Source organism: Sphingomonas sp. R86521, assembly GCF_042466235.1.
Classification (GTDB): Bacteria; Pseudomonadota; Alphaproteobacteria; order Sphingomonadales; family Sphingomonadaceae; genus Sphingomonas.
In genome coordinates this window covers 1916061-1938971 of sequence record NZ_JAXHBY010000001.1, presented here as the reverse complement: position 1 = coordinate 1938971, position 22911 = coordinate 1916061, and the positions used below count along the sequence as shown (strand labels likewise).

The following is a 22911-nucleotide window of genomic DNA, read 5'->3' as shown; positions in this document are numbered from 1 at the left end:
CCCTTCGATGATGCTGCCATTCTCGACGGCCGACTGGCTGGTGATCGGTGCCTATATTCTGCTGCTGGTTGCCGGCGGCTGGATCTTCACCCCGCGCAAGACCGCGTCCGCGCGCGACTATTTCCTCGCGGGCGGCACCGTGCCGGCATGGCTCGCCGCGATCTCGGTGCTGTCGGCGACGCAGTCGGCCGCGACCTTCCTGGGCGGTCCGGACTACGGCTATCACGGCGACCTGACCTATCTCAGCGGTAACATCGGCGGCCTGATCGGGGCGATCTTCGTCGCCCGCATCATGATCCCGCGCTTCTATGCGATCCAGGCGACCACCGCATACGAGCTGCTGACGCTGCGGTTCAGCGAAAAGGCGACGCGCTGGGCCGGCGGCATGTTCCTGGTCGGCCGCGTCTTTGCCGGCGGTGCGCGCGTCTATCTCGCCGCAATCGCACTGGCGATGGTCATCACCGGCAGCGTCGGCGCGCAGGGCATCGTCATCGCCGCCGCGATCCTGATCATCGCCAGCGTTCTCTTCACCTTCGTCGGCGGACTGAAGTCGGTGCTGTGGAACGACCTCATCCAGTTCGTCGTCTATATCGGCTCCGCGATCGCGGTTCTGGTGTTCCTGCGGCTGTCGATCCCCGCCTCGAACGCCGAGATCGTCCAGGCGCTCGCGAACACGCCGGAGGGCGTGAACAAGCTGAGGCTGTTCGACTTCTCGCTCGATCTGTCGCGGCCGTTCTCGATGCTCGCGATCGTCACCGGGCTGGCGCTGCTCTACATCGCCAATGCCGGAATGGACCAGGACACCACGCAGCGCCTGCTGTCGTGCAAGGACGCCAAGACCGGCGCGCGCAGCCTGTACCTGTCGGTGTTCGCGACGGTGCCGGTGGTCGGCATGTTCATCGTCATCGGGCTGATGCTCTACATCTTCTACGACCGTCCCGACCTGATGGGCGGCACCAGCGCGGCGGCCGGCAACCGCTTCGGCGGCGAGAAGATCAGCATCTTCATGCATTACATCCTGACCCAGCTGCCGGGTGGGCTGCGCGGGCTGGTGACGGTGGGGATTTGCGCCGCTGCGGTCGCGACCACCAATTCGGCGCTCAACGCGATGTCGTCGGTGCTGGTGCAGGATTTCTATCGCCCCTGGCGCGACCGGCGCGGGCCGGTCGACGAGCATCATTTCGTCCAGGCGGGGCGTGCCGGCATGGGCGTGATCGGGGTCGCGATGTTCGCGATGGCGGTGGTCTCGTTCTACTGGCAGCGCTATAGCGACATGGGTCTGCTGGAGTTCGCGCTGCAGGTCATGATCTTCACCTATGCGGGCATATTGGGCGTCTACTTCACCGCGCTGTTCACGCGTCGTGGCACCACCGGGTCGGTGATCGCCGCGTTGCTCGTCGGCTTCGCGGTCATCGTGCTGCTGCAGCCCGGGATCGCGCGGGCGATCGGGTTGCCGGCGATGCTGACCGGGCTCGCCTTCCCCTTCCAGCTTTGCATCGGCACGCTGATCGCCTTCCTGGTCTGTGCCGCACCTGCCCCCAAACGGGAAAAACGATCATGATGACCACCGAAACGCTCGATCCGCGTTATCTCGACCTCGACTTGTGGCCCACCGAGCTAGCGGTGCAGGCGATGCTTGAAGGTCAGATGTCCGCAATAGCCGCCCTCCACTCCCAAACTGCGGCGATCGCACGCGCCGCCGACGCCGCCGCCACGCGCCTGGGTCAGATCGGACGGTTGATCTTCGCCGGCGCGGGCACGTCGGGCCGCTTGGCGGTCCAAGACGGCACCGAGCTTCACCCGACCTTCGGATGGCCGATGGAGCGGCTGGTGTTCCTGATGGCAGGCGGCGTCGGTGCGCTGACCGAAGCACAGGAAGGCGCCGAGGACGACGAAGATGCCGCTCGCGCCGACATCGACGCGCACCGGGTCGGAAGATCCGACGTGGTGATCGGTGTCGCTGCCAGCGGGCGTACGCCGTTCACGGTGGCGGCGATCGAACACGCGCGCGCTGCCGGTGCGCTGACCATCGCGATTGCCAACAACCCGGACAGCATTCTGGTCGACCGCGCCGAGCATGCTGTGGTCGCGGCGACCGGCAGCGAGGTGCTGGCGGGATCGACCCGAATGAAGGCGGGCACCGCGCAGAAGGCCGTGCTGAACCTGCTCTCGACCGCGATCATGCTGCGGCTCGGGCTGGTCTATCGCGGGCGCATGGTCGCGATGCGGATCTCCAACGCGAAGCTCTTGCACCGTGCGCATCGCATGGTTCAGGATATCGCGGGGGTGGATGCGGACATGGCAGAACACGCGCTGAATGAAGCGGATAACGATATTCGGCTTGCCGTGGTCATCGCAACGGGCATCCCCGCGTCACAGGCGGCGGCGCTGCTCGACGCGCATCACGGCAATTTGCGCGACGTCCTGCAGGGTATGCGACCGCGATCATGACTTCGACGCTCGACCTCGCCCTGACCCGCGATGGCGAAGGCACGCCGCTGTACATGCAGCTCGCGCGCAGTCTGCGCGACCATATCAGCGGCGGTGGCATCGATCCCGGCAGCGCGCTGCCGTCCGAACGCGACCTCAGCGAGATGGCAGGCCTGTCGCGCGTGACTGTGCGCAAAGGCATCAAGCAGCTGATCGACGAAGGCGTGCTGATCCGCAAACAGGGGTCCGGCACCTTCGTCGCACGCCGGATCGAGGCGCCGGGCACCAAGCTCAGCAGCTTCAGCGACGATACCCGGTCGCGCGGGGAAGACCCCGGCGTGGTATGGATCTACAAATCCTATGCGCTGCCGACCGAGGAGGAAGCCGCGGCGCTTGGCGTCACGGTCAGCACGCGGGTGGCGCGACTGGGTCGCGTCCGCCTTGCCGGCGGCGAACCGCTGGCGATCGAGCATGCGGTGATCCCGGCGATGTTCATGCCCGACCTCGATAGCCTGGGGGATTCCCTCTACCAGGCGCTCGACGCGCATGGCCATCGCCCGACATCGGGCACCCAGCGCGTGCGGGCCTCGTTGGCGACCCCGACCGAGGCAGGCATCCTGTGCGTCCAGCAGAATTCCGAAGTGCTGCGGATCGAACGCCGCACGCGCGTTCCCGACGGCAGCATCGTCGAATTCACGCGCTCGGTCTATCGCGGCGACCGCTACGAGTTCGTCACCGAACTTGACGTCGTCTGAGGCCGGATCCTCCCCCATGCGGGGTGAGGGCCAGCCCCACTGACTACCGCATTTCCATCCGGATCCCGACGCGGAACGCGCGTCCCAACAAGTCCGAATAGGTGCTGTTAGCCGCCAGCCCCGTCTCGGGCACCAGCAGTGGCCAGCGATCGAACAGATTGGTGACGTTCAGGAACAGCTGTGCATCCGCGCCGCCCATGGCGATCTTCGCAGTCAGGTTGAGATCCGTGTAAAACAGGCCCGACACGTGGTTGACGTCATAGGTCGGGAACTGCGTGGTCGAGACCGGGCAGCCCGTCTGGCATTCAATGCCGTTGCCTACATATTTACCCGAGCTGACCCCGCGACCGACCCCGGTGATCGAGAAGCCGGGAGTGTCGTAGGTCAAGCTGCCGCGATAGATCCATTTGGGCGTGCTCGCCTGACCGCCGTTCACACCGACCGAGTTGAGCACCACCGAGCTCGGTACACCGCTGTTGAACAGGTTGTCGATGTACCGCGTCGCCGACCCGCGCAGCGTCACCGCGCCCTCGCTATCGCCGAACAGCTTGTCGAGCGGCAGGCGGTACGACCCGTCGATATCGACGCCGCGGACCAACTGGCTGGCGGCGTTGAAAGGCTGACTGCGGAACTGAAGATAGGGCTGGCCCGGCGACGAGCGTGCCGGATCGGTGACATAGGCGTCGCAGAACTGCTGCTGCCCCTGGAAGCACAGGTTGATGATGTCCTGTGCGCCAAAGGTGCTGATCGCGTCCTTCACGTTGATCCGGAAATAATCGACCGACAGGTTGAAGCCCGGCAGGAACCGCGGCGTCGCGACGACGCCGGCGTTCCACGTATTGGATTTTTCGGGCCGCAGGTTAAGATTGCCGGTGACCGTGGCGGAATAGCCGATCGAGGCCGGACCGTTTGCGCCGTCATTAGTGAAGAAGGGATTGCGTACTGAATCGCTGTTTGCGGAACCGGCTGCGAACAGTTCGTTGAGGTTGGGCGCGCGGATGTCGCGCGACCGCGTGACGCGGAAGCGGATGTCCTCGATCGGCTGCCAGGTCGCGCCAGCCTTCCACGTCGTCACATAGCCCGCGGTCGAATAGCGCGTCGCGCGCGCGGCACCATTGAACTCGATTCCCAAGCCTAGCGGAACAACGGTTTCGAGATAGGCCTCCTTGACGTTGTAGCTGCCGTTGGTGGGTAGGTAGTTGCCGACCGACCAGCGGTTGGTGGTCGCCGGGCGGCCATTCGCATCCAGCGCCGACAGCGGCTGGAACTCGGGCGGGACATAGCCGCTTATCTGTTCCTTGCGATATTCGGCGCCCATCGCGACGCTTACGTCGCCGGCCCAGGTCCGGAACGGCGTTACCGACAGGTTGAACGCGGCGTTATACTGTTCGACCAGCTCGTCGCGGTAGGGGCTGCCGAGCACATAGCCGAACGCTCCCGGGTTCGCGACGCCCAGGCCGAGGCGGTTGAGCGGGATACAACCGGGGTCGTTGTTGGTGGCGATGGAATCGACGTTTATCAGGCACTGGATCGACCCCGTGGCGTAACCACCGGGGTTGCCGGCCTGCGCGAACACCGCCGCGGTCGCATTGTTCATCTTGGCGATGTTCATCACGTCGCGCAGCTGCTCGCGCAGCTTGGCACGACCGTATTGGCCGTAGATTTCCCAGGTTGCGTTCTTGCCGAACACCTCCGTCGTGCCCTCGGCGCCGACGGCATAGCGCTGCACCTCACGCTTGTTGTCGACCCCGCGGAACGGCAGGTCGGCGGCAGTGCTCGCGATCGTCACGCTGGTGATGCCCGCAAGCTGCGCGCGGCCCAAGGTGTTGTAGAGGAACGCGTTGCAGGTCTGCGGTGCAGTCGCCGACGTCAACGCGGCGCCGCACCCGGTAGCCGACAGCGCGACGCCGGTGGCGAGGTTGGGGCCGGCGTTGAAGAACACGTGCTGCTTGTTGTACGCGCCTTCCGCGAACAGTTCGATGCCGTCGGCGATCTCGTAACTGGCGCGACCGTACAGGCCGTGGCGGTCGTCCTGCGGGTCCAGCCCGATGCGACGCCCCGAATCATTGACCTGCCAGTCGCCGCCCTGGGTCAGCGTCGGTGCGGCGGCACCGGTCGGCGACGGGAAGGTCAGTGCGCCATACTGGAATTGCTGGATGGCGCCGTTCTGGCCGAAATACACCCCACGCAGGCGGTTCGCGGTACCGCCGGCGGACCCGGTAATCAGACCGCCCGGCGTCGAGTTGGCCGCGCCGACCTGCTTGCGGATCAGGAACTGCGGTACGCCCGAATTTATCGTGGCGTCATAGGCTGGGTTCTGGATGCGGACATAGCCGGTCGCGTTCCAGTCGCGATCAACCTTGAAGATGCCATCGCGGTGCGCGACCTCGCCCGACAACAAGATATGGCCACGATCGTCGGCGCCGAAAGCAAAGCCGCCCGCGACACTGAACGAATAATTCTGGCCATCACCCTTGTCTGTGATGCCGCTGTCGATTGCAACTTTCAGGCCCTTGTACTTCTTGTCGAGCACGAAGTTGACGACGCCCGCGACTGCATCCGAGCCGTAAGCCGCCGACGCGCCGCCGGTGACGACCTCGACGCTCTTCACGAGCTGCTGGGGAATGGTGTTGACGTCGACCAGCCCGGTGATGGTCGAACCTACCGAGCGGCGCCCGTCGAGCAGCACCAGGGTGCGGGTCTCTCCTAGGTTGCGGAGGTTCAGAGCATTAATGCCCGCCTGGCCGCTGGAGAGATTGAGGCGCGAGTTGGCGGGGCGGGTGGATCCGGCCAGTGCGGGCATCTGATTGACGAAATCGGCGATGTTATTCGACGGCGACGAGTTCAGGATCTGCTCCTGCGTCAGCACCATCACCGGGGTCGGCGCCTGGAAGCCGTCGCGTGCGACGCGCGATCCGGTGACCGTGACCTCGTCGCCACCGCCCTCCTGCGCAGCATCGGCGGTCTTGGCAGCCTCCGTTTCGGTCTGCGTCTGAGTCTGGGCAGCGGCCGGTGCGGCCATCCCGATCGCGACGGCCAGCACGACCCAGCTGGAAACGCTCGCGAGGTCCCGGAGATGCCGCTCGAAATGCACAGGATTCGTCATTTTACCCCCAAATATATCCGTTGTCGCGCCGGTCTGTTCGCCGGCTTTGTGTCGAGTCCCTGCGGGTCCTCCGATCCGGTCGCCCCGCTGTTTCAAGCGGAAACGCCGATCGTGTCGGACGGGTGAAGGTGCGCGGTTGCGGCAACACGCGTCAAGGCCAAGCGAGCGTCCATCGCTTCATCGACCCATAACCGCGGACCATAGGCCGCAACCGGTAAACTTGCCCTATGATCGGTCGAAGCACTTGCCATGCCGACACCGATGTCGGCGATGAGCGACCGGGGCGCGGCTGGCGTCGACGCCGGCCACAGCAGGGGACATCGTCCATGATCGACCGCCGCCTATTCCTCCACGGGTCGGTCGCGACCCTCGCGCTTGCCCCCGTCACCATCGCAAGGGGAGCAACCGCCGTGGCGCACAAGGACATGGACGGGCTCACAGCCCCGATCGAGATCGTCGACGACGTCTACGGCATCCCGCATATCCGTGCCGCCTCGATCCCCGACGCGTTCTTCGGCCAGGGCTATGTCGTGGCACGCGACCGGCTGTTCCAAATCGACCTAGCGCACCGCCGCGAACTCGGGCGGCTCGCCGAAGCGTTCGGGCCCGACTTCGTCAAGCACGACGCCGTCGCGCGGCTGTTCCACTATCGCGGCGATCTCGATGCAGAACTGCGCCGGGTGCCGGCCGACGTGCTGGCCTGCGCGCAGTCTTACGTCGCCGGGATCAACGCGCGGATCGACGAGCTCGCCGCCGACCCGTCGCTGCTACCGCTCGAATACGGTATCCTGGGGGTCGTCCCGATCAAATGGGACGTCCGCACATTCGTCCTCGCCCGCGGCGCCTCGATCGGCAACGCGGACGATGAGGTGCGGCGCGCGCAACTGGCGGCACTCGGACTCCTAGATCTCGACGCGGTGGTCGCCCCGCTGCGCCCGGCGTGGACCATGACCGTGCCCGCCGGGCTCGACGTCGCGGCGGTGTCCGACGCCGACCTGGGCGTGCTGCGCCAGGGCGGGCTGCCGTTCGGTCCGGGCACACCGACGCTGGAACCGACAGAGTCCCCGGTCGAGCGCGCCAATGCCGGTAGCAACGCCTGGACGATCGCGCCGAGCCGCAGCGCGACTGGTCGCCCGATCCTTGCCAACGATCCGCATCTCGGCATCGGCGGGTCCGGTCCGCGCCATGTCGCGCACCTGACCGCGCCGGGGCTGGACGTGATCGGCGGCGGCGCACCCGGGCTGCCGGGGATCATGCAGGGCCATACCGATCGCTTCGCGTTCGGCCGGACCAATTTCCATATCGACCAGGAGGACCTGTTCGTCCTCGAACTCGATCCCGCCGATCCCGAACGCTATCGCCATGCCGGCGGCTGGAAGCGCTTTACCCGGGTCGAGGTGGCGATCGCTGTCAAGGATGCCGCCGCGCAGTCCGCGACGTTGCGCTACAGCGTGCAGGGCCCGGTGATCTCGCACGATCCGGCCCGCCACCGCGCGACCGTGCTCGGGTCGATCGCGATGCAGCCCGGCGGTGGCGGTTCGTTCTCGATGATCGCGATCAACCTGGCACGCGACTGGACCTCGCTGCGCCAGGCGTTCCGCCTCCACCCCTCGCCGACCAATTTCCATTATGCCGATATCGACGGCAATACCGGGTGGCAGGTGATCGGCTTCGCCCCCATCCGCAAGACCGGCGAGGGCCTGTTGCCGGTGCCGGGCGACGGCCGCTACGACTGGACCGGGATGCGCGATTTCGCGTCGTTGCCGCGCGAGTATAATCCGAAAAAGGGCTGGTTCGCGTCCGCCAACCAGAACAACCTGCCGCCGGGTTGGCCGCGCGACCGGATCCCGGCCTTCTCGTTCCGAGACCCCTATCGCTACGACCGCATCGCTGACGTGCTCGCGGCGCAACCGGATCACAGTCTGATGGACAGCGTCGCGCTGCAGCACGACACGCTTTCGACGCCGGCGCGGCAATTGCTCGCGCTGTTGCCGAAGCGTCCGTCGAAGGCCGCCGACATGCTGCGCAGCTGGAACGGTCGGATCGACGCAGACAGCGCACCCGCCGCGCTGTTCGAGATCCTGTGGCGCGACCTGGGCGCGCGCATGCTCGCGGTGATCGTGCCCGAACGCGCCAAGGACCTGGTCACCGAGATCGCACCGTCGTTGCTGCTTGGCCTGCTCGCGCATCCCGACGCGCGACTTGGCAGCAATCCCGCCGCGGCGCGCGATGCGATGTTCGATGCCGCGCTGACCTCGGCCTGGGCGACCGCGCAGTCGTTGCTCGGACCCGATCCCGCCAAATGGCGCTGGGGGACTCTGCATCAGGTCCGCATCACGCATCCGCTGTCGCGGGTGCCCGCAATCGCCGCCGCCTTCCCCGCGATCGAGGGCGAGGGCACCGGGGGTGATTCCTACACCGTGATGGCACGGTGGCTCGGCAATGGATCGAGCTGGAGGGCGAGCGGCGGGGCCAGCTATCTGCAGGTCATCGATGTCGGTGCGTGGGACAATTCGCTGATGCTCAATTTGCCCGGCCAGTCGAACGATCCGCGATCGCCGCATTACCGAGACCAATACGCGCCGTGGATCGCCGGCCGCATGCAGCCGATGCTGTTCAGCCGCGCCGCCGTCGATGCAAAGGTTGCCTCGCGCACCGCGCTCACCCCCTCGGGCCGCACAGGGAACCGCCGATGAACCGCCTCGTCCTGTCCACGCTGGCGTTGGCCATCGCCGGCCCCGCGGTCTCCGCTCCAGCAAATGTCGACGTCGTGATCCGCGGCGGCACGATCTATTCGGGCGCCGACGCCGCGCCGATCACCGGCGACGTCGAGATCAGCGGCGATCGCATCGTCTATGTCGGCCCCAGCCGCCGGACGCCGGCGGCGCGCGTGATCGATGCGAAGGGCCAGATCGTCGCGCCAGGCTTTATCGACGCGCATACCCACCCCGACACCTATATCCGCTCGACCGACGCGACCCAGCGGCTCAATTTGCCCTGGCTGGCGCAGGGCGTGTCGACGGTCGTGATGGGCGTCGATGGCGGCGGCACGCCGGACGTCGCGGCGGACGCCCGCTCCCTGACCGCGGCGAAAGTCGGCACCAATCTGATCCCGTTCGTCGGGTTCGGCGCGATCCGCAGCCGCGTGCTTGGGCAGGACGACCGCGCGCCGACCCCGGCGGAACTGGCGCAGGAAAAGGCGCTCGCCGCCAAAGGCATGTGCGAAGGCGCCTACGGGCTGTCGACCGGGCTGTTCTACGCGCCGCAGAGTTTCGCCAAGACCGACGAGGTGATCGCGGTGGCGCGCGAGGCGGGCAGCCGCGGCGGAATCTACGACACCCACCAGCGTGACGAATCCAACTACACGATCGGCCTGATAAACTCGACGAAGGAAGCGATCGAGATCGGCCGCGAGGCGAAGATGCCGGTGCACTTCGCGCATCTGAAGGCGCTGGGCGTCGACCTGCAGGGCCAGGCACCACAGCTGATCGCGACGATCGAAGCGGCGCGCGCGGCCGGCCAGAACGTCACCGCCGACCAGTATCCGTGGCTCGCCTCGGGCTCCAGCGTCGACGCCTCGCTGTTACCGCGATGGGCCAGCGACGGTGGTTATGCCAAGCTGATCGCGCGGTTCGACGATCCGGCGACGCTGGTGCGGATCAAGCGCGAGATGGTCGAGAACCTGCGACGCCGCGGTGGCAAGGAGTCGATCCTGCTGACCAGCGCGGACCAGCCCTGGACCGGCAAGACGCTCGGCCAGATGGCGACGCAATGGGGCGTGGACCCGGTCGATGCCGCGATCCGCATCCTGCGCGTCGCCAATCCCGAGGGCACCGGGCCTGCAGGCGTCGGTATCGCCAGCTTCAACATGGCCGACCGTGACGTCGACCTGCTGATGAAGCAGCCGTGGATCGTCACCAGCTCGGACGGATCCGACGGCCATCCGCGCCAATACGCCACCTTCCCGCGCAAATATCAGACCTATGTCCGCGAACGGAAGGTCATCACGCTGCGCGATTTCGTGCGTCGCTCGACCGGGCTGACCGCCGATATCTATCGGATCGACCACCGCGGCTATCTGCGCACCGGGTATTTCGCCGACGTCGTGGTGTTCGACCCGGTCAAATACGCGCCTCGCGCGGACTACATCCATCCCCGCGTCCCCAGCGTCGGCGTCACCACGCTGCTGGTGAACGGTCAGCTTGCGCTCGCGAACGGCGCGACGACCGGCGCCGCGCCCGGCCGCGTGCTGCTGCGTCCGGCTCCCGCGGGCTGCCCCGCCTCTTGATCGGCCGCTTGACCCGACACCCGGGCGTGGCCGACACGGTCTCATGAACCTGCGGCACATCGAGATCTTCCACGCGGTCTATGTCAACGGATCGGTCAGCGCGGCGGCGCGCGCGCTGAACATCTCGCAGCCTTCGGTATCGAAGACGCTGCGCCACGCTGAATCGCTGCTCGGGTTCGAACTGTTCCAGCGGACAAACAGCCGGCTGGTCCCGACCGAGGACGCGCACGCGCTGTTCGAATCGGTCGCAGGGATACAGGACCGCGTCCACGGGCTGCGCGAGGCGGTGCGCAACCGTCGGGCGGGTGCCGGTACCACGCTGCGTATCTCGGCACTTCCCAGCTTGGCACTCGGCGCGCTGCCGACCGCGACGGCACGGTTCATGACGATGCGACCCGATGTCCGCTTCGACCTGCAGACCGTGCATCACGACGACCTGCTGCGGAAGCTGTACGAGCGCGAGACCGATATCGCGATCGCCGCCGAAGTCCCGCGCGGTGCGCCGCTCGGGCAGGTCTGGCTTGGCGAAGGCGAGCTGGTGGTGCTCTACCGCGAGGCCGACATGCCCGATGCGCCGTCGCGCGTCGAACTGACGCAGCTGGCGGGGCGGCCGTTCATCACGCCTGCGGCCAGCGGGCCGATCGGGCAGATGTTTAGCACCGAACTCGCGCGCCTCGGGCTCAACCTCGACGAGGTGGCGTCGGCGCGCACCTTCTACATCGCCGCCGCGCTGGTCCGCGCCGGGGTCGGGCTGACCATCGTCGACAATTTCACGGCCGAAGCGTCGATGGCGCCGGGGCTTGCGATGCGATCGCTGAAACCGCCGCTGACCTTCGACGTCCATGCGATGCACCTGCTCGATCGCCCGCCCAGTGCGCTGGCGAGCGAATTCCTGTCGCTGCTCAGCGACGTCATCGAGGCGCCGTGATGCCGAGGATATTTCCGCTCCTGCTCCCTTTGTTGATCGCCGCTGCACCCGGTGATCGCGCGGTCGAAGACGCGTTGGCGAGCGCAGGTCCTGGCACGCGGATCGGGCTGGTGGTGGCCGACGACACCGGCCGCGAAGTGGTCGCGATCCGCCCCGACGATCGCTTCGTTCCGGCGTCGAACACCAAGATGTTCACGACCGCCGCGGCGTTCGCGTTGCTCGACACCGCGGCGGCCGATGGCGGCGGGGGCGCGACGGTGCGGATGGAGGGGCGCGACGTCGTCCTCGCGGGACACGGTGATGCGCGACTGTCGAGCGCGGCGGACTGCGTTACCGACTGCCTGATCGAGCTGGCGCGCGCGGTCGCCGCCCACACCCGGGTGGTGCATGACGTGATCGGCGACGACACCGCGTTTTCCGACGAACGCTGGCCGCAGGGGATGAGCTGGAACAACATCCCGAGCCGCTCGGGCACCGCGATCTCGGCGCTGACGATCGACGACAATGTCACGACGATCACCGTGACGCCCGGGGCACCGCCCACCGTCACCGGCGATGGTTATTACCGGATCGACGATCGCACGACGGCTGGCGGCACGAAGGCGGCACTGGGCGTCTTGCGCGCGCCGAACGACGATTTGGTCCGCGTCGGTGGCACGATCCCGGCGGGCGCAACGCCGGAGACGCTGACGCTCGGCATCGACGATCCGGCGCACCGCGCGGCTTGGCGCTTGGCGGCGATGCTGCGTGGGTTGGGCGTTCGCGTCACCGGTGCGATCGCGGTTCGCCACCGTCCGCCTTCACCTTCCGACGATCCCGCAACCCGTGGCACGGCCCCTGCCCCGCGGCCGCCGGAACCGCCGGTGCTTGCTCGGCTCGCGCCCCCGCCACTGGCTGCGGATCTGCGCGTGACCAGCAAGATCAGTCAGAATCTCCATGCCGAACTGTTGCTGCGCCGGATCGGTGCGATCGGGGGGACCGGATCGGTCGCGGACGGGCAGCAGGCGGTACACGCGATGCTCGACGGCGCTGGGGTGCCGCGCTGGTCTTATGATTTCGCGGACGGGTCCGGAATGTCGAGCTACAACCGGCTTACTCCCCGCGCGGCAGTGCGGTTCCTGCGCTGGACGCAGGTCCAGCCCTGGGGCGCGGCGTGGCGTGGGACGCTGCCGGTCGGCGGTGTCGACGGCACCGTCGCGCGTCGGTTCCGCGGTACCGCGCTCGATGGGAAACTGTTCGCGAAGACCGGCACGCTGAACGGCGCCAACGCGCTGTCGGGGTTTTTGATCGCCGCCAGCGGGCGGACGCTGACCTTCTCCGCGCTGGCCAACGACATGCCGGGCGATAGTTCGGCGACCCCGGCGGTGGACAAGGCGCTGCTGGCGATCGCCGCGGCGTACTGACGGCGCGTTACAGGACGGCCAGCACTTCGCCGAGCGAAGCGTTCGCGACTCCCCGCCGCGCCAGATGGTCGGCCATCGCCCGCCACCAGCCGTGAAACTGCGCGAGATCCGCCGCGTCGCGAACATAGGGCGTGTGGCCGGCCGCCAGCGAGGGGGAGTGGAACGAGAAGTTCAGCAGCCGCGCGCCATCGTCCAGCGCGACATCGACCGCGGCGATCGTCGCTTCGATCGGCATGTCCTCGGGCGTCAGTGCGATCCGCGACAGCAACCCCAGCTGCGCGGCCGCGCCGCGCGCCTTGGCCAATGGGGCGAGAGCCGGATACAGCCAATTCGCATGACCGCGCAGGCGTCCGGTGAAGACCGTGGTCAGCGGTAGCTCGACGATGCCGCCGGTGCGGTAGGCTGCGCTGTCGAGCGCGGTAAAGTCCGGTCCGCCATCGCCGCGATAGTCGTAGCCGGGGCGGACCGAGCTATCGATCCGGTAGCCACGCTCGGCGAGCAGCGCCAACGTGCGCGGCCCGATCCCGTAGCGCCCGGCGCGATAGGCGCGCGGACGGTGGCCGAACGCGCGATTGACCGCGTCGGTCAGCACGTCGATCTTCGCCGCCTCCAGATCGCGGATCAGGTTGCCCGCGTAGCTCGTGACGGGTCCGACCGGCTCGTCGAACGGCGGATTTACCCAGGGGTGCAGCTGTGTGCCGATCTCCGACCGGCCATCCTCGATCACGCGGGACAGGATCTCGACCGATGCGGGATCCGTCGCGATCGGGTGGTCGATCATGCAGGTCAGCGCGATGCCGTGGTCCACGAACCGCCGGTGCGCATCGGGAAACGCCGCCATCGCGGTCGTCGCGCGGGAGGCGCGGTCGAGCGGCTTGCGCCAGTCGAACTCCTCCTCGACATCGACGAAGACGGTGAACCGCGTGCCGAACGCGTCCGGCCAGTCGATCATCTGCGCGGTCGAGGGCCGCGGTACGCGGTACCGGGTGTCGGCAATCACCGGACGGTGTCGAACGCCTGCCCGGTGTCGCGCTGCAGCGCCGAAGGCAGGCGCAGGGTCAGGCGGTCGGCATCGATCGCCAGCCCACCGCCGAGTTCACCCGCGAGGTTCTGCACCAGCCGCAGGGTGAAGCCGGTGCCGAGCAGCGGCGCACCCTCGATCTCGTCCTCGGCGTCGATGCTGAGCAAGGTCTCGGTCGCGTGCGCGGCCAGCGCGCGCGGGCGATCGAACGACAGCAGCACCTGATCCGAACCGGAAGTCGCCGTGATGCCGATCCGCTCGCCGCGCCCACACGCCGAGACCAGCGCCGCGAGCAGCCGCCCGACGAGGCGTTCGACCGCGCGGTCGTCGGCGGCTATCTCGCAGTCGTCGCTGCCCGGATCGACCAGCAACGTCGCGCCACGCAGCCGCGCCAGCGGCGCGAGATCGGTGACGACGCGGTCGATCAGGGGCAGTACCAGCACCATCGTCGGCCGCAGGTCGAGCGCGTGTCCCTCGATCCGCGCGGCGGTGTCGAGATCGTCGATCGCGGCGAGCAGGTCGCCGGCCTGCGTCCGGATCGCGGTGGCGCGGTCGCGGTAGGTCGGCGACACCGGACCAAGCAACTCGGTCTCGATCAGTTCGGCAAAGCCGGCGATCGCGTTGGTGGGCGTGCGAAGCTCGTGGACCAGCTGGCGGAGCGAATCCGACACCGTCGTGGTCGCGGCATGGCGCTCTGCAACCTCGTCGTGGCGTGGCCGGCGCGCGGTGCCGCGGATACCGGTGAACCGGCCGCTCTGATGATCGAACACCGGGATACCCGAGATCCGCCAGGAGCCCTTTGCATCCGAGAGGCCGCCGACCTGCAGACGCGCGTCGGCGAAGCGCGAGCGGCGGCGGACTGCGCCGGCTACGACACCATCCACCTGAGCGTCGCCCTGGAGGGTGGCGTGGGCGAGTGAAACGCCGATCAGGGGTGCGCGGGTAACGCCCTCTATCCAGCGGATCACGCCGGTCGAATCGGTTTCGAACAGGAAGCTCTCTCCGGGTGCCTTTGGTGCAGCCGGTTGTTCGGGTGGTGCGATGCGCTCGCGGTTGAACGCGTCGATCCTGGCGACCAGATCGGAAATCTCGAAGCGCGCCGGATCGCTGGAGCGTTCGCCGGCGATGTGGCGGAACGCCTGGGCGACGACCGGCAGCCCGCGGGCGATGTCTCCGACCGCCACAAACGGCGTTTCGCTTAGCGGTCCGGCCAACACCGGCGGCGGAGGGGGCGCGGGAGTAGGTGCGGGCGCGAGGACTGGCTCGGGTGCAGCCTCGGCGACGATTTCGGGCGCGGGCAGCACGAAGTCGATCGTGCCGAACGTCTGCAGCCCGCGCGCGACTTCGGACGGCAGGTCGCGGCGGTGTCGCAGGACCGAGCGGCCGGTGGGCGAAAGCGCAGGCAACAGCGTCAGCCAGTCGGCCGTGGGAAGCCGAACCATGCGCAACACCGGCGCAGCGATCGCGAGTTCGTCCTCGGCGAAGAAACCGACCAGCGCGACTCCCGGCGATGCGAATGCCAAAGACCGCGCGCTGGCGGCCCGGACTGCGGCCGGAACCGCCTGACGCAACAGCCGCAGACGTGCGATCGCAGGTTCGTCGACGGGCATGCGACCGCGGCTCATCAGGTCGACCAGTTGGCGCCAGGCGGATTGCGCGCCGAAGCCGGTCGCCATGTCGGCGGACAATACGGTCTTCAGGCTGTCGTCGAACCGCACGGATACCCCCGGATGGACGCTTTGGAACCGGGCGTCGCTGCCCTCCACTACCGCGGGAGGGTCTCATAAGGAATAACGGAATTGGTAACTGAATACACCCATCGTCCCTCACGTCGCATTGTGGGACAATTGCGTTTCGCCGCAATAATCTTATCGCTATGGGGGTAGCAACGCGCGGAATCGCGATGTTTCAGGAGTATGAGCGAAATGAGTTTTGACCGGATCGATCGGCAGATCCTGTCGCTGTTGCAGGCCGACGGTCGCATGACCAACGTCGACCTCGCCGACCAGGTCGGATTGACAGCACCGCCCTGCCTGCGACGGGTTCGCGCGCTGGAAGAAGCGGGGGCGATCCGCGGTTATCACGCCGACCTCGACGCCGGAAAGCTGGGCTTCCCGATCACCGTGTTCGCGATGGTCAGCCTGCGCAGCCAGGCCGAGCACGACCTGACTGCGTTCGAACAGCACATCGCCAACGTCGCGGAAATCCGCGAATGCCATATGCTTAACGGCGAGATCGACTTCATCCTGAAGATCGTCGCGGCGGACCTGAAGAGTTTCCAGGAAATCCTGACGACGCATCTGACGCCGGCGCCCAACGTCGCGAGCGTGAAGACGTCGCTGACGATCCGGACCGCAAAGGCGTTGTCCGGTATACCCGTGACGCTGGACTAGTCCAGCGTATCGACGGCGGGCGCGGGATGATCCCGCGCCCGCCGTAGGGTCAGGCGACCGGTGCTGCCATCCAGGTCGACCACAGGTCCGCGGTTTCCTTCCGCGGCGATGCCTGGATTGCGCCAAACGCAGCCGCCGCCCCGGCCTTGTCGCCGGACTTGGCGAGCGCGATGCCCAGGTGCAGGTTGACGTCGTCGGCGGCCACACCGCCCTTGGTCAGCGCGAGCCGATACATCGTCGCGGCCTTCGCGTAGTTGTCCTGGCCGAGATAGACGTCGCCGGTGCTGGCTGCGAGCTTGCCGTTGGCAGCAGCGCCGGCACGCTTTTCGATCGTCGCGATCGGGCTGTCACCGCGAATCGCGGTCGCGGTCTCGGTCAGCAGCGTCTTTGCCATCGAGTTCGCGGCCGGGATCTTGCCCGATGCGATGCCTTCCTTGACGACGGCCTGCGCCTCGCTCGGCAGGCCGCGACGGTTAACGCTGTCGGCATATTGCAGATAGTCGGTCTGATCGGCCAGCGACTTGGTCGCCCGCATCAGCCGGAACAGATCGATCTTCTGCGTCTCGTCCATCGGCACCAGCGCGTTCTGCTGGATGCCGACCAGCACGATCGTGTCGCGCCAGTTCTTGGACGTCGGATAGGCGCTGACCCACTTCTTCAGCCATGTCAGCGTCTCAGGCTTCAGCTTGGCGGCATAGGACTTGGCGACCGCGTAGCGATAGAGTTGCTCGTCGGGCTTCTGGCCGCCTGCGGACTGCGCTGTGATCGCCGCTTCGAGATCGGCGGTGCCGCCAGCGACGTCGCCGCTGTTCATCTTGGCTTGGACGATCTGCAGCGCCAGGTTCTGATCGGTGTAGCCGAGCTCCTTCGCCTTGTTGAAATACTGCAGCGCCTGCGGATACTGCTTGCCGTTGAAGGCCAGCGCGCCACGGCGATAATTGTAGCGGCCGCGGTCGGCGGCGGGGGTGCTGGGGCTGGCGATCAGCGCATCGAGCGGCTTGGCGAGCACGGTCTCGTTGATCGGCGCGTTCGGGTTAGCCGCCTGTGACACAGCCAGCTTCTGCTGCTCGAGATCGTAGCGCATCGCTGCAGCGATATACTTGTCGTCGTCCGTCTTTGCGGCCGTCTCGACCTGGACGACGGCGGGCTCGGCGGTAGCGAAATCCTTGGCGGCGATCGCGGTCTGCGCACCCTGGGCGGCCTTTAGGACGTCGGGGCTCAGCTTCAAGCCGGGCTTGACGTCTTCCTTCTTGTCCTTGGCATAGGCCGGGGCGCTAAGCGCCATACCGCTGACGCCGGTCGCAAAGATGGCAGCCAGCGCGAGCTTGGAAACGGTCTTCATACGTGCACTCTCCTGATGCGTCGTCGACGCGCCCGCGCCGCTATATGTGTGGGGTTCGACCGGTTCAAGCGAACTGCCGGCGTTAAGTTCCCTGATAGATCCTTTGCCGGCGTCCGGTGAACCGCGTTTGAACGGTCGCAGAACGGCAATTGAACGCGACCGCCGGGACGTTTAGTCGACGGCCATGATCGCCGTTCTCTCCCCCGCCAAGACGCTAGACTATGAGACGCCGCTGCCGTCGCTGGTCCCCACGCAGCCGCGCTTCGCCGACGAGGCGGCGACGCTCGCGCATGCCGCCGCTAGGCTGCCGCAGAAGAAACTGCGCGAGCTGATGCATATCTCGCCGGCGCTGGCGAAACTGAACGCCGACCGGTTTCGCGACTTCGATACGCTGCCGGAACGGCCGGCGCTGTTCGCGTTCGCTGGCGACGTCTATACCGGGTTCGACGTCGGCTCGCTCGACGAACAGGGGGTCGCGTTCGCGCAGGGCCACGTCCGGATGCTGTCGGGGCTTTACGGGCTGCTCCGCCCGCTCGATCTGATGCGCCCTTACCGTCTGGAAATGGGCACCCGTTGGGCGCCGCGGAAGACCAAGCTCACCGACTGGTGGGGCGACCGGATCGCCAAGGTTCTGGCGGCCGATGTCGAGGAGGACGGGTCGGGTGTCGTGCTGAACCTCGCCAGCCAGGAATATTGGGCGTCGGTCGACGGCCGCCTGCCCGGCTCGGTTCGCGTCGTCGCGGTCGATTTCCGCGAGGGCGCGGCAGAGAAGTTCGTCAGCTTCCACGCCAAGAAGGCCCGCGGCATGGTCGCGCGCTGGACGGCCGAGCACCACATCGAGGATATCGAGGCGATGAAGGGATTCGATACCGACGGGTACGCCTATGACGCCGCTGGCAGCACCGACGACGTCTGGCGGTTCGTCCGCAAATGAGCGCGGTGATCATCGGTGCGTCGGGCGGGATCGGCGCGGCACTGGAAGCAGCGCTGATCGACGAGGGCATCCCGGTCCAGGGTTTCGCGCGATCGGAAACCGGCGACCGGCATATCGATCTGGAGGACGAGGCGAGCATCGTCGCGGCGGCGGGGCGGATCACGGGTTCTCCCACGCTGGTCGTCGTCGCCACCGGGCTGTTGCACGACGGCGACCGCGGCCCGGAAAAGGCGATGCGCGAGATCGATCCGGTGTGGATGGCGCGCAATTTCGCGATCAACGCGATCGGCCCGGCGCTGGTGGCGAAGCATTTTCTGCCGCTGATGCCGAAATCCGGGCGGATGGTGTTCGCGGTATTGTCGGCGCGGGTCGGGAGCATTTCGGACAACAAGCTGGGCGGCTGGTACGGCTATCGCGCGTCGAAGGCGGCGGTGAACCAGCTGGTCCGCACGCTGGCGATCGAGGACAAAAGGCGCAATTCGAGCGGCATCGTCGTCGCGCTGCATCCCGGCACGGTCGATACCGATCTGTCGCGACCGTTCCAGGGCAATGTCTCGCCGGGTCGGCTGTTCAAGCCGGACCGCGCGGCGGTGCAGTTGCTCGACGTGATCGACGGGTTGCGGGCGCCGGACAGCGGCAAGCTGTTCGCATGGGATGGGGTCGAGGTTTCTCCGTAATCGTCGCTCCGGGACGCACGCGGAGATGACGCCAATGTCATCGATCCGCCATTCGTCCGTCAGGCCGATCGGCGCAGACTTCGCGCATCGTTCACCAGGAACGAGCTGATGAGGATGCTGTCATGACCAAGTTCCTTTCCTCTGCGGTCCTCGCAGGTGCGGTCTTGCTGTCGGCGACGGGCGCGACCGCGCAGATGCAGGCGAAGCCCAAGACCGTCGCGACCTCGACAAAGACGACCAAGACCACGACGCCGATGGGCAACACCAAGATGGCGACGCGGACGACCACGACCCGGAAGGGCCGTATGGTCAGTGCCAAGCTCGCGAACGGCAAGACCGTGACCTATGACTGTTCGCTCAAGGGCAACAAGACCAAGACCGCCTGCAAGTAAGCGGGCGCGCCCTACCCCCGTGCGCACGCATGCGCGTACGCGCGGGGGTGGTAAGGTCTGCCCCCCTCGGCTAGGGTGTGTCATCATTCCGACACAAGCCGAAAGCCCATAGATTTGACCGACGAGACCATCCTCGCCGAACCCACCGGCGGCGAGCCGGCCGGCATCTCGACCATCTCCATCGTCGACGAGATGAAGACGAGCTACCTCGACTATGCGATGAGCGTGATCGTCGCCCGCGCGCTGCCCGACGTTCGTGACGGGTTGAAGCCGGTGCATCGGCGTATCCTGTTCTCGGCGCATGAAAGCGGCTTCGTCGCGGGCAAGGCGTATCGCAAATCGGCGCGCATCGTCGGTGACGTGATGGGTAAATATCACCCGCACGGCGACAGCTCGATCTACGAAGCCTTGGTCCGGATGAGCCAGGACTGGTCGATGCGCGTGCCGCTGGTCGACGGCCAGGGCAATTTCGGGTCGATGGATCCCGACAAGGCCGCGGCGATGCGCTATACCGAGGCGCGGTTGTCGAAGGTGGCGAACTCGCTGCTCGGCGATCTCGACAAGGACACGGTCGACTTCATCCCGAACTATGACGGGTCGGAGCGCGAGCCGTCGGTGTTGCCGGCGCGCTTCCCCAACCTGCTGGTCAACGGCGCCGGCGGCATCGCGGTCGGGATGGCGACCAACATCCCGCCACACAATCTCGGCGAGATCATCAACGCCTGCCTGGCGTACATGGAAAACGGCGCGATCACGGTCGACGAGCTGTTCGAGATCGTCCCCGGCCCCGACTTCCCGACCGGTGCGATCATCCTCGGCAAGGCCGGTGCGCGGTCCGCGTACGAGACCGGGCGTGGCTCGGTAATCATCCGCTCGCGGCATGTCGTCGAGGAAAACCGCGGCGACCGCCGCTCGATCGTGCTGACCGAGATTCCGTACCAGCAGGGCAAGAACGCGCTGGTCGAGAAGATCGCCGAGGCCGCCAAGGACAAGCGGATCGAAGGCGTCAGCGACATCCGCGACGAATCGAACCGTGAGGGCGTGCGCATCGTCATCGACCTCAAGCGCGATGCGTCGCCCGAGGTCGTGCTGAACCAGCTGTGGCGGCACACGCCGGCGCAGGGATCGTTCCCCGCGAACATGCTGGCGATCCGCGGCGGCCGGCCCGAGCTGCTCAACCTGCGCGACATCATCGGCGCGTTCATCACCTTCCGCGAGGAAGTGATCACCCGGCGGTCGAAGTTCGAACTCGCCAAGGCGCGCGACCGTGCGCACATCTTGCTCGGCCTGGTCATCGCGGTGTCGAACCTCGACGAGGTGGTCCGCATCATCCGCGGGTCGTCGAGCCCTGCCGAGGCGCGTGCGAAACTCATCGCGCGCGAATGGCCGGTCGCCGAGATCGCGCCGTACATCGCGCTGGTCGAGGCGGTCGAGGACAAGCAGGAGGGCGGCGTCTATCGCCTGTCCGAGATCCAGGTCCGTGCGATCCTGGACCTGCGCCTGCACCGCCTGACCGCGCTCGGCCGCGACGAGATCGGCGACGAGCTGAAGGTGCTGGCGGCGTCGATCGGCGAGCTGCTCGCGATCCTAGCCGACCGGGTCAAGCTGTACGACGTCATGCGCGAGGAGCTGATCCAGGTCCGCGACGAGTTCGCGACCCCGCGCCGGTCCGAGATCGCGCTGTTCGCCGGCGGAATCGAGGACGAGGACCTGATCGAACGCGAGGACATGGTCGTCACCGTGACCATGCAGGGCTATATCAAGCGTACCAGCCTCGACACGTTCCGCGCCCAGGCGCGTGGCGGCAAGGGCCGTGCGGGGATGTCGACCAAGGACGAGGACGTCGTCACCGAACTGTTCGTGACCAGCACGCACACGCCGGTGCTGTTCTTCTCGAACCACGGGAAAGTCTATCGCTACAAGGTCTGGCGGCTGCCCGAGGGTGGCCCCGCCACGCGCGGACGGCCGATGGTCAACCTGCTGCCGCTGGCACCGGGCGAGACGATCTCGACGGTGTTGCCGCTGCCCGAGGACGAGGCCGAATGGGGTGCGATGCACGTCATGTTCGCGACCGCGAAGGGCACCGTGCGCCGCAACGCGATGGATGCGTTCACCAACGTGCCGTCGAACGGCAAGATCGCGATGCGCTTCGAGGAGGGTTCGGAGGACAAGCTGATCGGCGTCGCGCTGCTCAGCGCGCATGACGACGTGCTGCTCGCGACCAAGCTCGGCAAGGCGATCCGCTTTGCCGGCGACGACGTCCGCGAGTTCCAGAGCCGGACCTCGACGGGCGTGCGCGGCGTGACGCTGAAGGCGGACGACGAGGTGATCTCGCTGTCGGTCCTGCACCGCGTCGAGGCGACCCCGCAGGACCGCGAGACCTATCTGAAGTTCGCGCCGTGGAAGGCCGAGCGCGAGGGTGAGCACGACCTGGGGCTCGAGCGGTTCAACGATCTCAAGGACCGCGAGCAGTTCATCCTGACGGTCTGCGCCAACGGATACGGCAAGCTGTCGAGCGCGTATGACTATCGCCAGACCGGCCGCGGTGGCCAGGGCATCACCAACATCGACAACATCGCCCGCAACGGCGAAGTCGTGGCGAGCTTCCCGGCGGCCAAGGGCCATCAGCTGATGTTGGTCACCAACCAGGCCAAGCTGATCCGCACCACGCTGGCGTCGCTTCGCGTCATCAGCCGCAACTCGGCCGGCGTGAAGCTGTTCGACGTGGCGAAGGGCGAGAAGGTCGTGTCCGCGGCGCGGATCGAGGAGACCGAGGAGGACGCCGAGATCAACCTGGCCGACACCGCGCCCGAGATTGCGCCCGATACCGGTGCGGTGATCGGCGACGATGCGGCCGAAGGCCCGAAGGACGGCGAATGACCGATGCGCCCATGATTGCGACCGCGTACAAGGTGCTGACGGGCGAGCAGATGGCGACGCTGGAAGCCGGCAGCTTCGCCGGGGCGCCGGTCGATCTCGCGGATGGCTATATCCACCTGTCCACTGCCGACCAGCTGACCGAGACCGTCGACAAGCATTTCGCCGGGCAGGACGACCTGCATGTCGCGGCGATCGATCTCGATGCGATCGGCGACGCGGTGAAGTGGGAGGAGTCGCGCGGCGGCGCACTCTTCCCGCACATTTATGGCGGCCCGCTGCTGCTCGAGACGGTGATCGCCTATGGACCGCTGGAGCGCGGTGACGACGGCAAGGTAAGGCTGCCCGTCGCCGGCTAGATCAGC

Annotated in this window: 17 protein-coding genes; 13 read left to right on the top strand and 4 right to left on the bottom strand. The window is 67.1% G+C overall.

Features of this window, described 5'->3' with window-relative positions; genetic code table 11:
* The first annotated feature begins 7 nt into the window (after positions 1-7).
* The 3 genes from SJY20_RS09005 to SJY20_RS08995 are packed head-to-tail and all read left to right on the top strand — an operon-like array spanning position 8 to position 3185.
* The gene (locus tag SJY20_RS09005; RefSeq protein ID WP_380786409.1) at positions 8-1561 is read left to right on the top strand and encodes a sodium:solute symporter; all 1554 of its coding nucleotides are present in this window, start codon (positions 8-10) and stop codon (positions 1559-1561) included.
* Entirely contained in the window at positions 1561-2451 is an 891-nt protein-coding gene (locus SJY20_RS09000) for an N-acetylmuramic acid 6-phosphate etherase (protein WP_380788618.1), read from the top strand. Before SJY20_RS09005 ends, SJY20_RS09000 begins: the two co-directional genes overlap by 1 nt.
* Positions 2448-3185: a GntR family transcriptional regulator gene (locus tag SJY20_RS08995; RefSeq protein WP_380786408.1), complete on the top strand. Its 738-nt coding sequence runs from the start codon at positions 2448-2450 to the stop codon at positions 3183-3185. The genes SJY20_RS09000 and SJY20_RS08995 overlap by 4 nt, the downstream gene beginning before the upstream one ends.
* A gap of 43 nt (positions 3186-3228) precedes the next feature.
* Here the strand turns inward: SJY20_RS08995 and SJY20_RS08990 are convergent, their stop codons facing one another.
* Positions 3229-6291, bottom strand: coding sequence for a TonB-dependent receptor plug domain-containing protein (locus SJY20_RS08990; RefSeq protein ID WP_380786407.1), 3063 nt, complete (start codon positions 6289-6291; stop codon positions 3229-3231).
* 326 nt (positions 6292-6617) lie between these two features.
* Between SJY20_RS08990 and SJY20_RS08985 the strand changes: the two genes are divergently transcribed.
* From SJY20_RS08985 to dacB, 4 genes are read left to right on the top strand one after another with little or no spacing between them, the layout of a single operon-like run.
* Complete coding sequence (locus SJY20_RS08985) at positions 6618-8987, top strand: penicillin acylase family protein (RefSeq protein ID WP_380786405.1); 2370 nt, start codon at positions 6618-6620, stop codon at positions 8985-8987.
* Positions 8984-10579: an amidohydrolase family protein gene (locus SJY20_RS08980; protein ID WP_380786404.1), complete on the top strand. Its 1596-nt coding sequence runs from the start codon at positions 8984-8986 to the stop codon at positions 10577-10579. Before SJY20_RS08985 ends, SJY20_RS08980 begins: the two co-directional genes overlap by 4 nt.
* A gap of 43 nt (positions 10580-10622) precedes the next feature.
* Complete coding sequence (locus tag SJY20_RS08975; RefSeq protein ID WP_380786403.1) at positions 10623-11507, top strand: LysR family transcriptional regulator; 885 nt, start codon at positions 10623-10625, stop codon at positions 11505-11507.
* 32 nt (positions 11508-11539) lie between these two features.
* Positions 11540-12910, top strand: coding sequence for a D-alanyl-D-alanine carboxypeptidase/D-alanyl-D-alanine-endopeptidase (dacB, locus tag SJY20_RS08970; protein WP_380786401.1), 1371 nt, complete (start codon positions 11540-11542; stop codon positions 12908-12910).
* Between the two features lie 7 nt (positions 12911-12917).
* Here the strand turns inward: dacB and SJY20_RS08965 are convergent, their stop codons facing one another.
* Together SJY20_RS08965 and SJY20_RS08960 are read right to left on the bottom strand one after the other, a co-directional pair.
* The gene (locus SJY20_RS08965; protein ID WP_380786400.1) at positions 12918-13910 is read right to left on the bottom strand and encodes a polysaccharide deacetylase family protein; all 993 of its coding nucleotides are present in this window, start codon (positions 13908-13910) and stop codon (positions 12918-12920) included.
* Positions 13907-15649 carry a sensor histidine kinase gene (locus SJY20_RS08960; RefSeq protein WP_380786399.1) on the bottom strand — a complete coding sequence of 581 codons (1743 nt, stop codon included), beginning with the start codon at positions 15647-15649 and terminating at the stop codon, positions 13907-13909. Before SJY20_RS08960 ends, SJY20_RS08965 begins: the two co-directional genes overlap by 4 nt.
* Before the next feature lie 207 nt (positions 15650-15856).
* On the opposite strand from SJY20_RS08960, the gene SJY20_RS08955 reads away from it, so the two are divergent.
* Positions 15857-16324, top strand: coding sequence for an Lrp/AsnC family transcriptional regulator (locus SJY20_RS08955; protein WP_380786397.1), 468 nt, complete (start codon positions 15857-15859; stop codon positions 16322-16324).
* 49 nt (positions 16325-16373) lie between these two features.
* Here the strand turns inward: SJY20_RS08955 and SJY20_RS08950 are convergent, their stop codons facing one another.
* Positions 16374-17666 (bottom strand): hypothetical protein, encoded by a 1293-nt coding sequence (locus SJY20_RS08950; RefSeq protein WP_380786396.1) that lies wholly within the window; start codon positions 17664-17666, stop codon positions 16374-16376.
* Between the two features lie 184 nt (positions 17667-17850).
* On the opposite strand from SJY20_RS08950, the gene yaaA reads away from it, so the two are divergent.
* From yaaA to SJY20_RS08925, 5 genes are all read left to right on the top strand, one after another.
* Entirely contained in the window at positions 17851-18600 is a 750-nt protein-coding gene (gene yaaA / locus SJY20_RS08945) for a peroxide stress protein YaaA (protein ID WP_380786395.1), read from the top strand.
* Positions 18597-19277, top strand: a complete 681-nt coding sequence (locus SJY20_RS08940) for an SDR family NAD(P)-dependent oxidoreductase (protein ID WP_380786394.1) — start codon at positions 18597-18599, stop codon at positions 19275-19277. Before yaaA ends, SJY20_RS08940 begins: the two co-directional genes overlap by 4 nt.
* A 122-nt stretch (positions 19278-19399) precedes the next feature.
* Positions 19400-19669, top strand: coding sequence for a hypothetical protein (locus tag SJY20_RS08935; protein ID WP_380786393.1), 270 nt, complete (start codon positions 19400-19402; stop codon positions 19667-19669).
* 114 nt (positions 19670-19783) lie between these two features.
* Positions 19784-22549 carry a DNA gyrase subunit A gene (gene gyrA, locus SJY20_RS08930; RefSeq protein WP_380786390.1) on the top strand — a complete coding sequence of 922 codons (2766 nt, stop codon included), beginning with the start codon at positions 19784-19786 and terminating at the stop codon, positions 22547-22549.
* The gene (locus SJY20_RS08925) at positions 22546-22905 is read left to right on the top strand and encodes a DUF952 domain-containing protein (RefSeq protein ID WP_380786389.1); all 360 of its coding nucleotides are present in this window, start codon (positions 22546-22548) and stop codon (positions 22903-22905) included. The genes gyrA and SJY20_RS08925 overlap by 4 nt, the downstream gene beginning before the upstream one ends.
* Positions 22906-22911: the final 6 nt, after the last annotated feature.

Coding starts and splice junctions, on each gene's coding strand:
- SJY20_RS09005 (WP_380786409.1), top strand. CDS start 8: ATGATGCTGCCATTCTCGACGGCCGACTGGCTGGTGATCGGTGCCTAT.
- SJY20_RS09000 (WP_380788618.1), top strand. CDS start 1,561: ATGACCACCGAAACGCTCGATCCGCGTTATCTCGACCTCGACTTGTGG.
- SJY20_RS08995 (WP_380786408.1), top strand. CDS start 2,448: ATGACTTCGACGCTCGACCTCGCCCTGACCCGCGATGGCGAAGGCACG.
- SJY20_RS08990 (WP_380786407.1), bottom strand. CDS start 6,291: ATGACGAATCCTGTGCATTTCGAGCGGCATCTCCGGGACCTCGCGAGC.
- SJY20_RS08985 (WP_380786405.1), top strand. CDS start 6,618: ATGATCGACCGCCGCCTATTCCTCCACGGGTCGGTCGCGACCCTCGCG.
- SJY20_RS08980 (WP_380786404.1), top strand. CDS start 8,984: ATGAACCGCCTCGTCCTGTCCACGCTGGCGTTGGCCATCGCCGGCCCC.
- SJY20_RS08975 (WP_380786403.1), top strand. CDS start 10,623: ATGAACCTGCGGCACATCGAGATCTTCCACGCGGTCTATGTCAACGGA.
- SJY20_RS08955 (WP_380786397.1), top strand. CDS start 15,857: ATGAGTTTTGACCGGATCGATCGGCAGATCCTGTCGCTGTTGCAGGCC.
- SJY20_RS08950 (WP_380786396.1), bottom strand. CDS start 17,666: ATGAAGACCGTTTCCAAGCTCGCGCTGGCTGCCATCTTTGCGACCGGC.
- yaaA (WP_380786395.1), top strand. CDS start 17,851: ATGATCGCCGTTCTCTCCCCCGCCAAGACGCTAGACTATGAGACGCCG.
- SJY20_RS08940 (WP_380786394.1), top strand. CDS start 18,597: ATGAGCGCGGTGATCATCGGTGCGTCGGGCGGGATCGGCGCGGCACTG.
- SJY20_RS08935 (WP_380786393.1), top strand. CDS start 19,400: ATGACCAAGTTCCTTTCCTCTGCGGTCCTCGCAGGTGCGGTCTTGCTG.
- SJY20_RS08925 (WP_380786389.1), top strand. CDS start 22,546: ATGACCGATGCGCCCATGATTGCGACCGCGTACAAGGTGCTGACGGGC.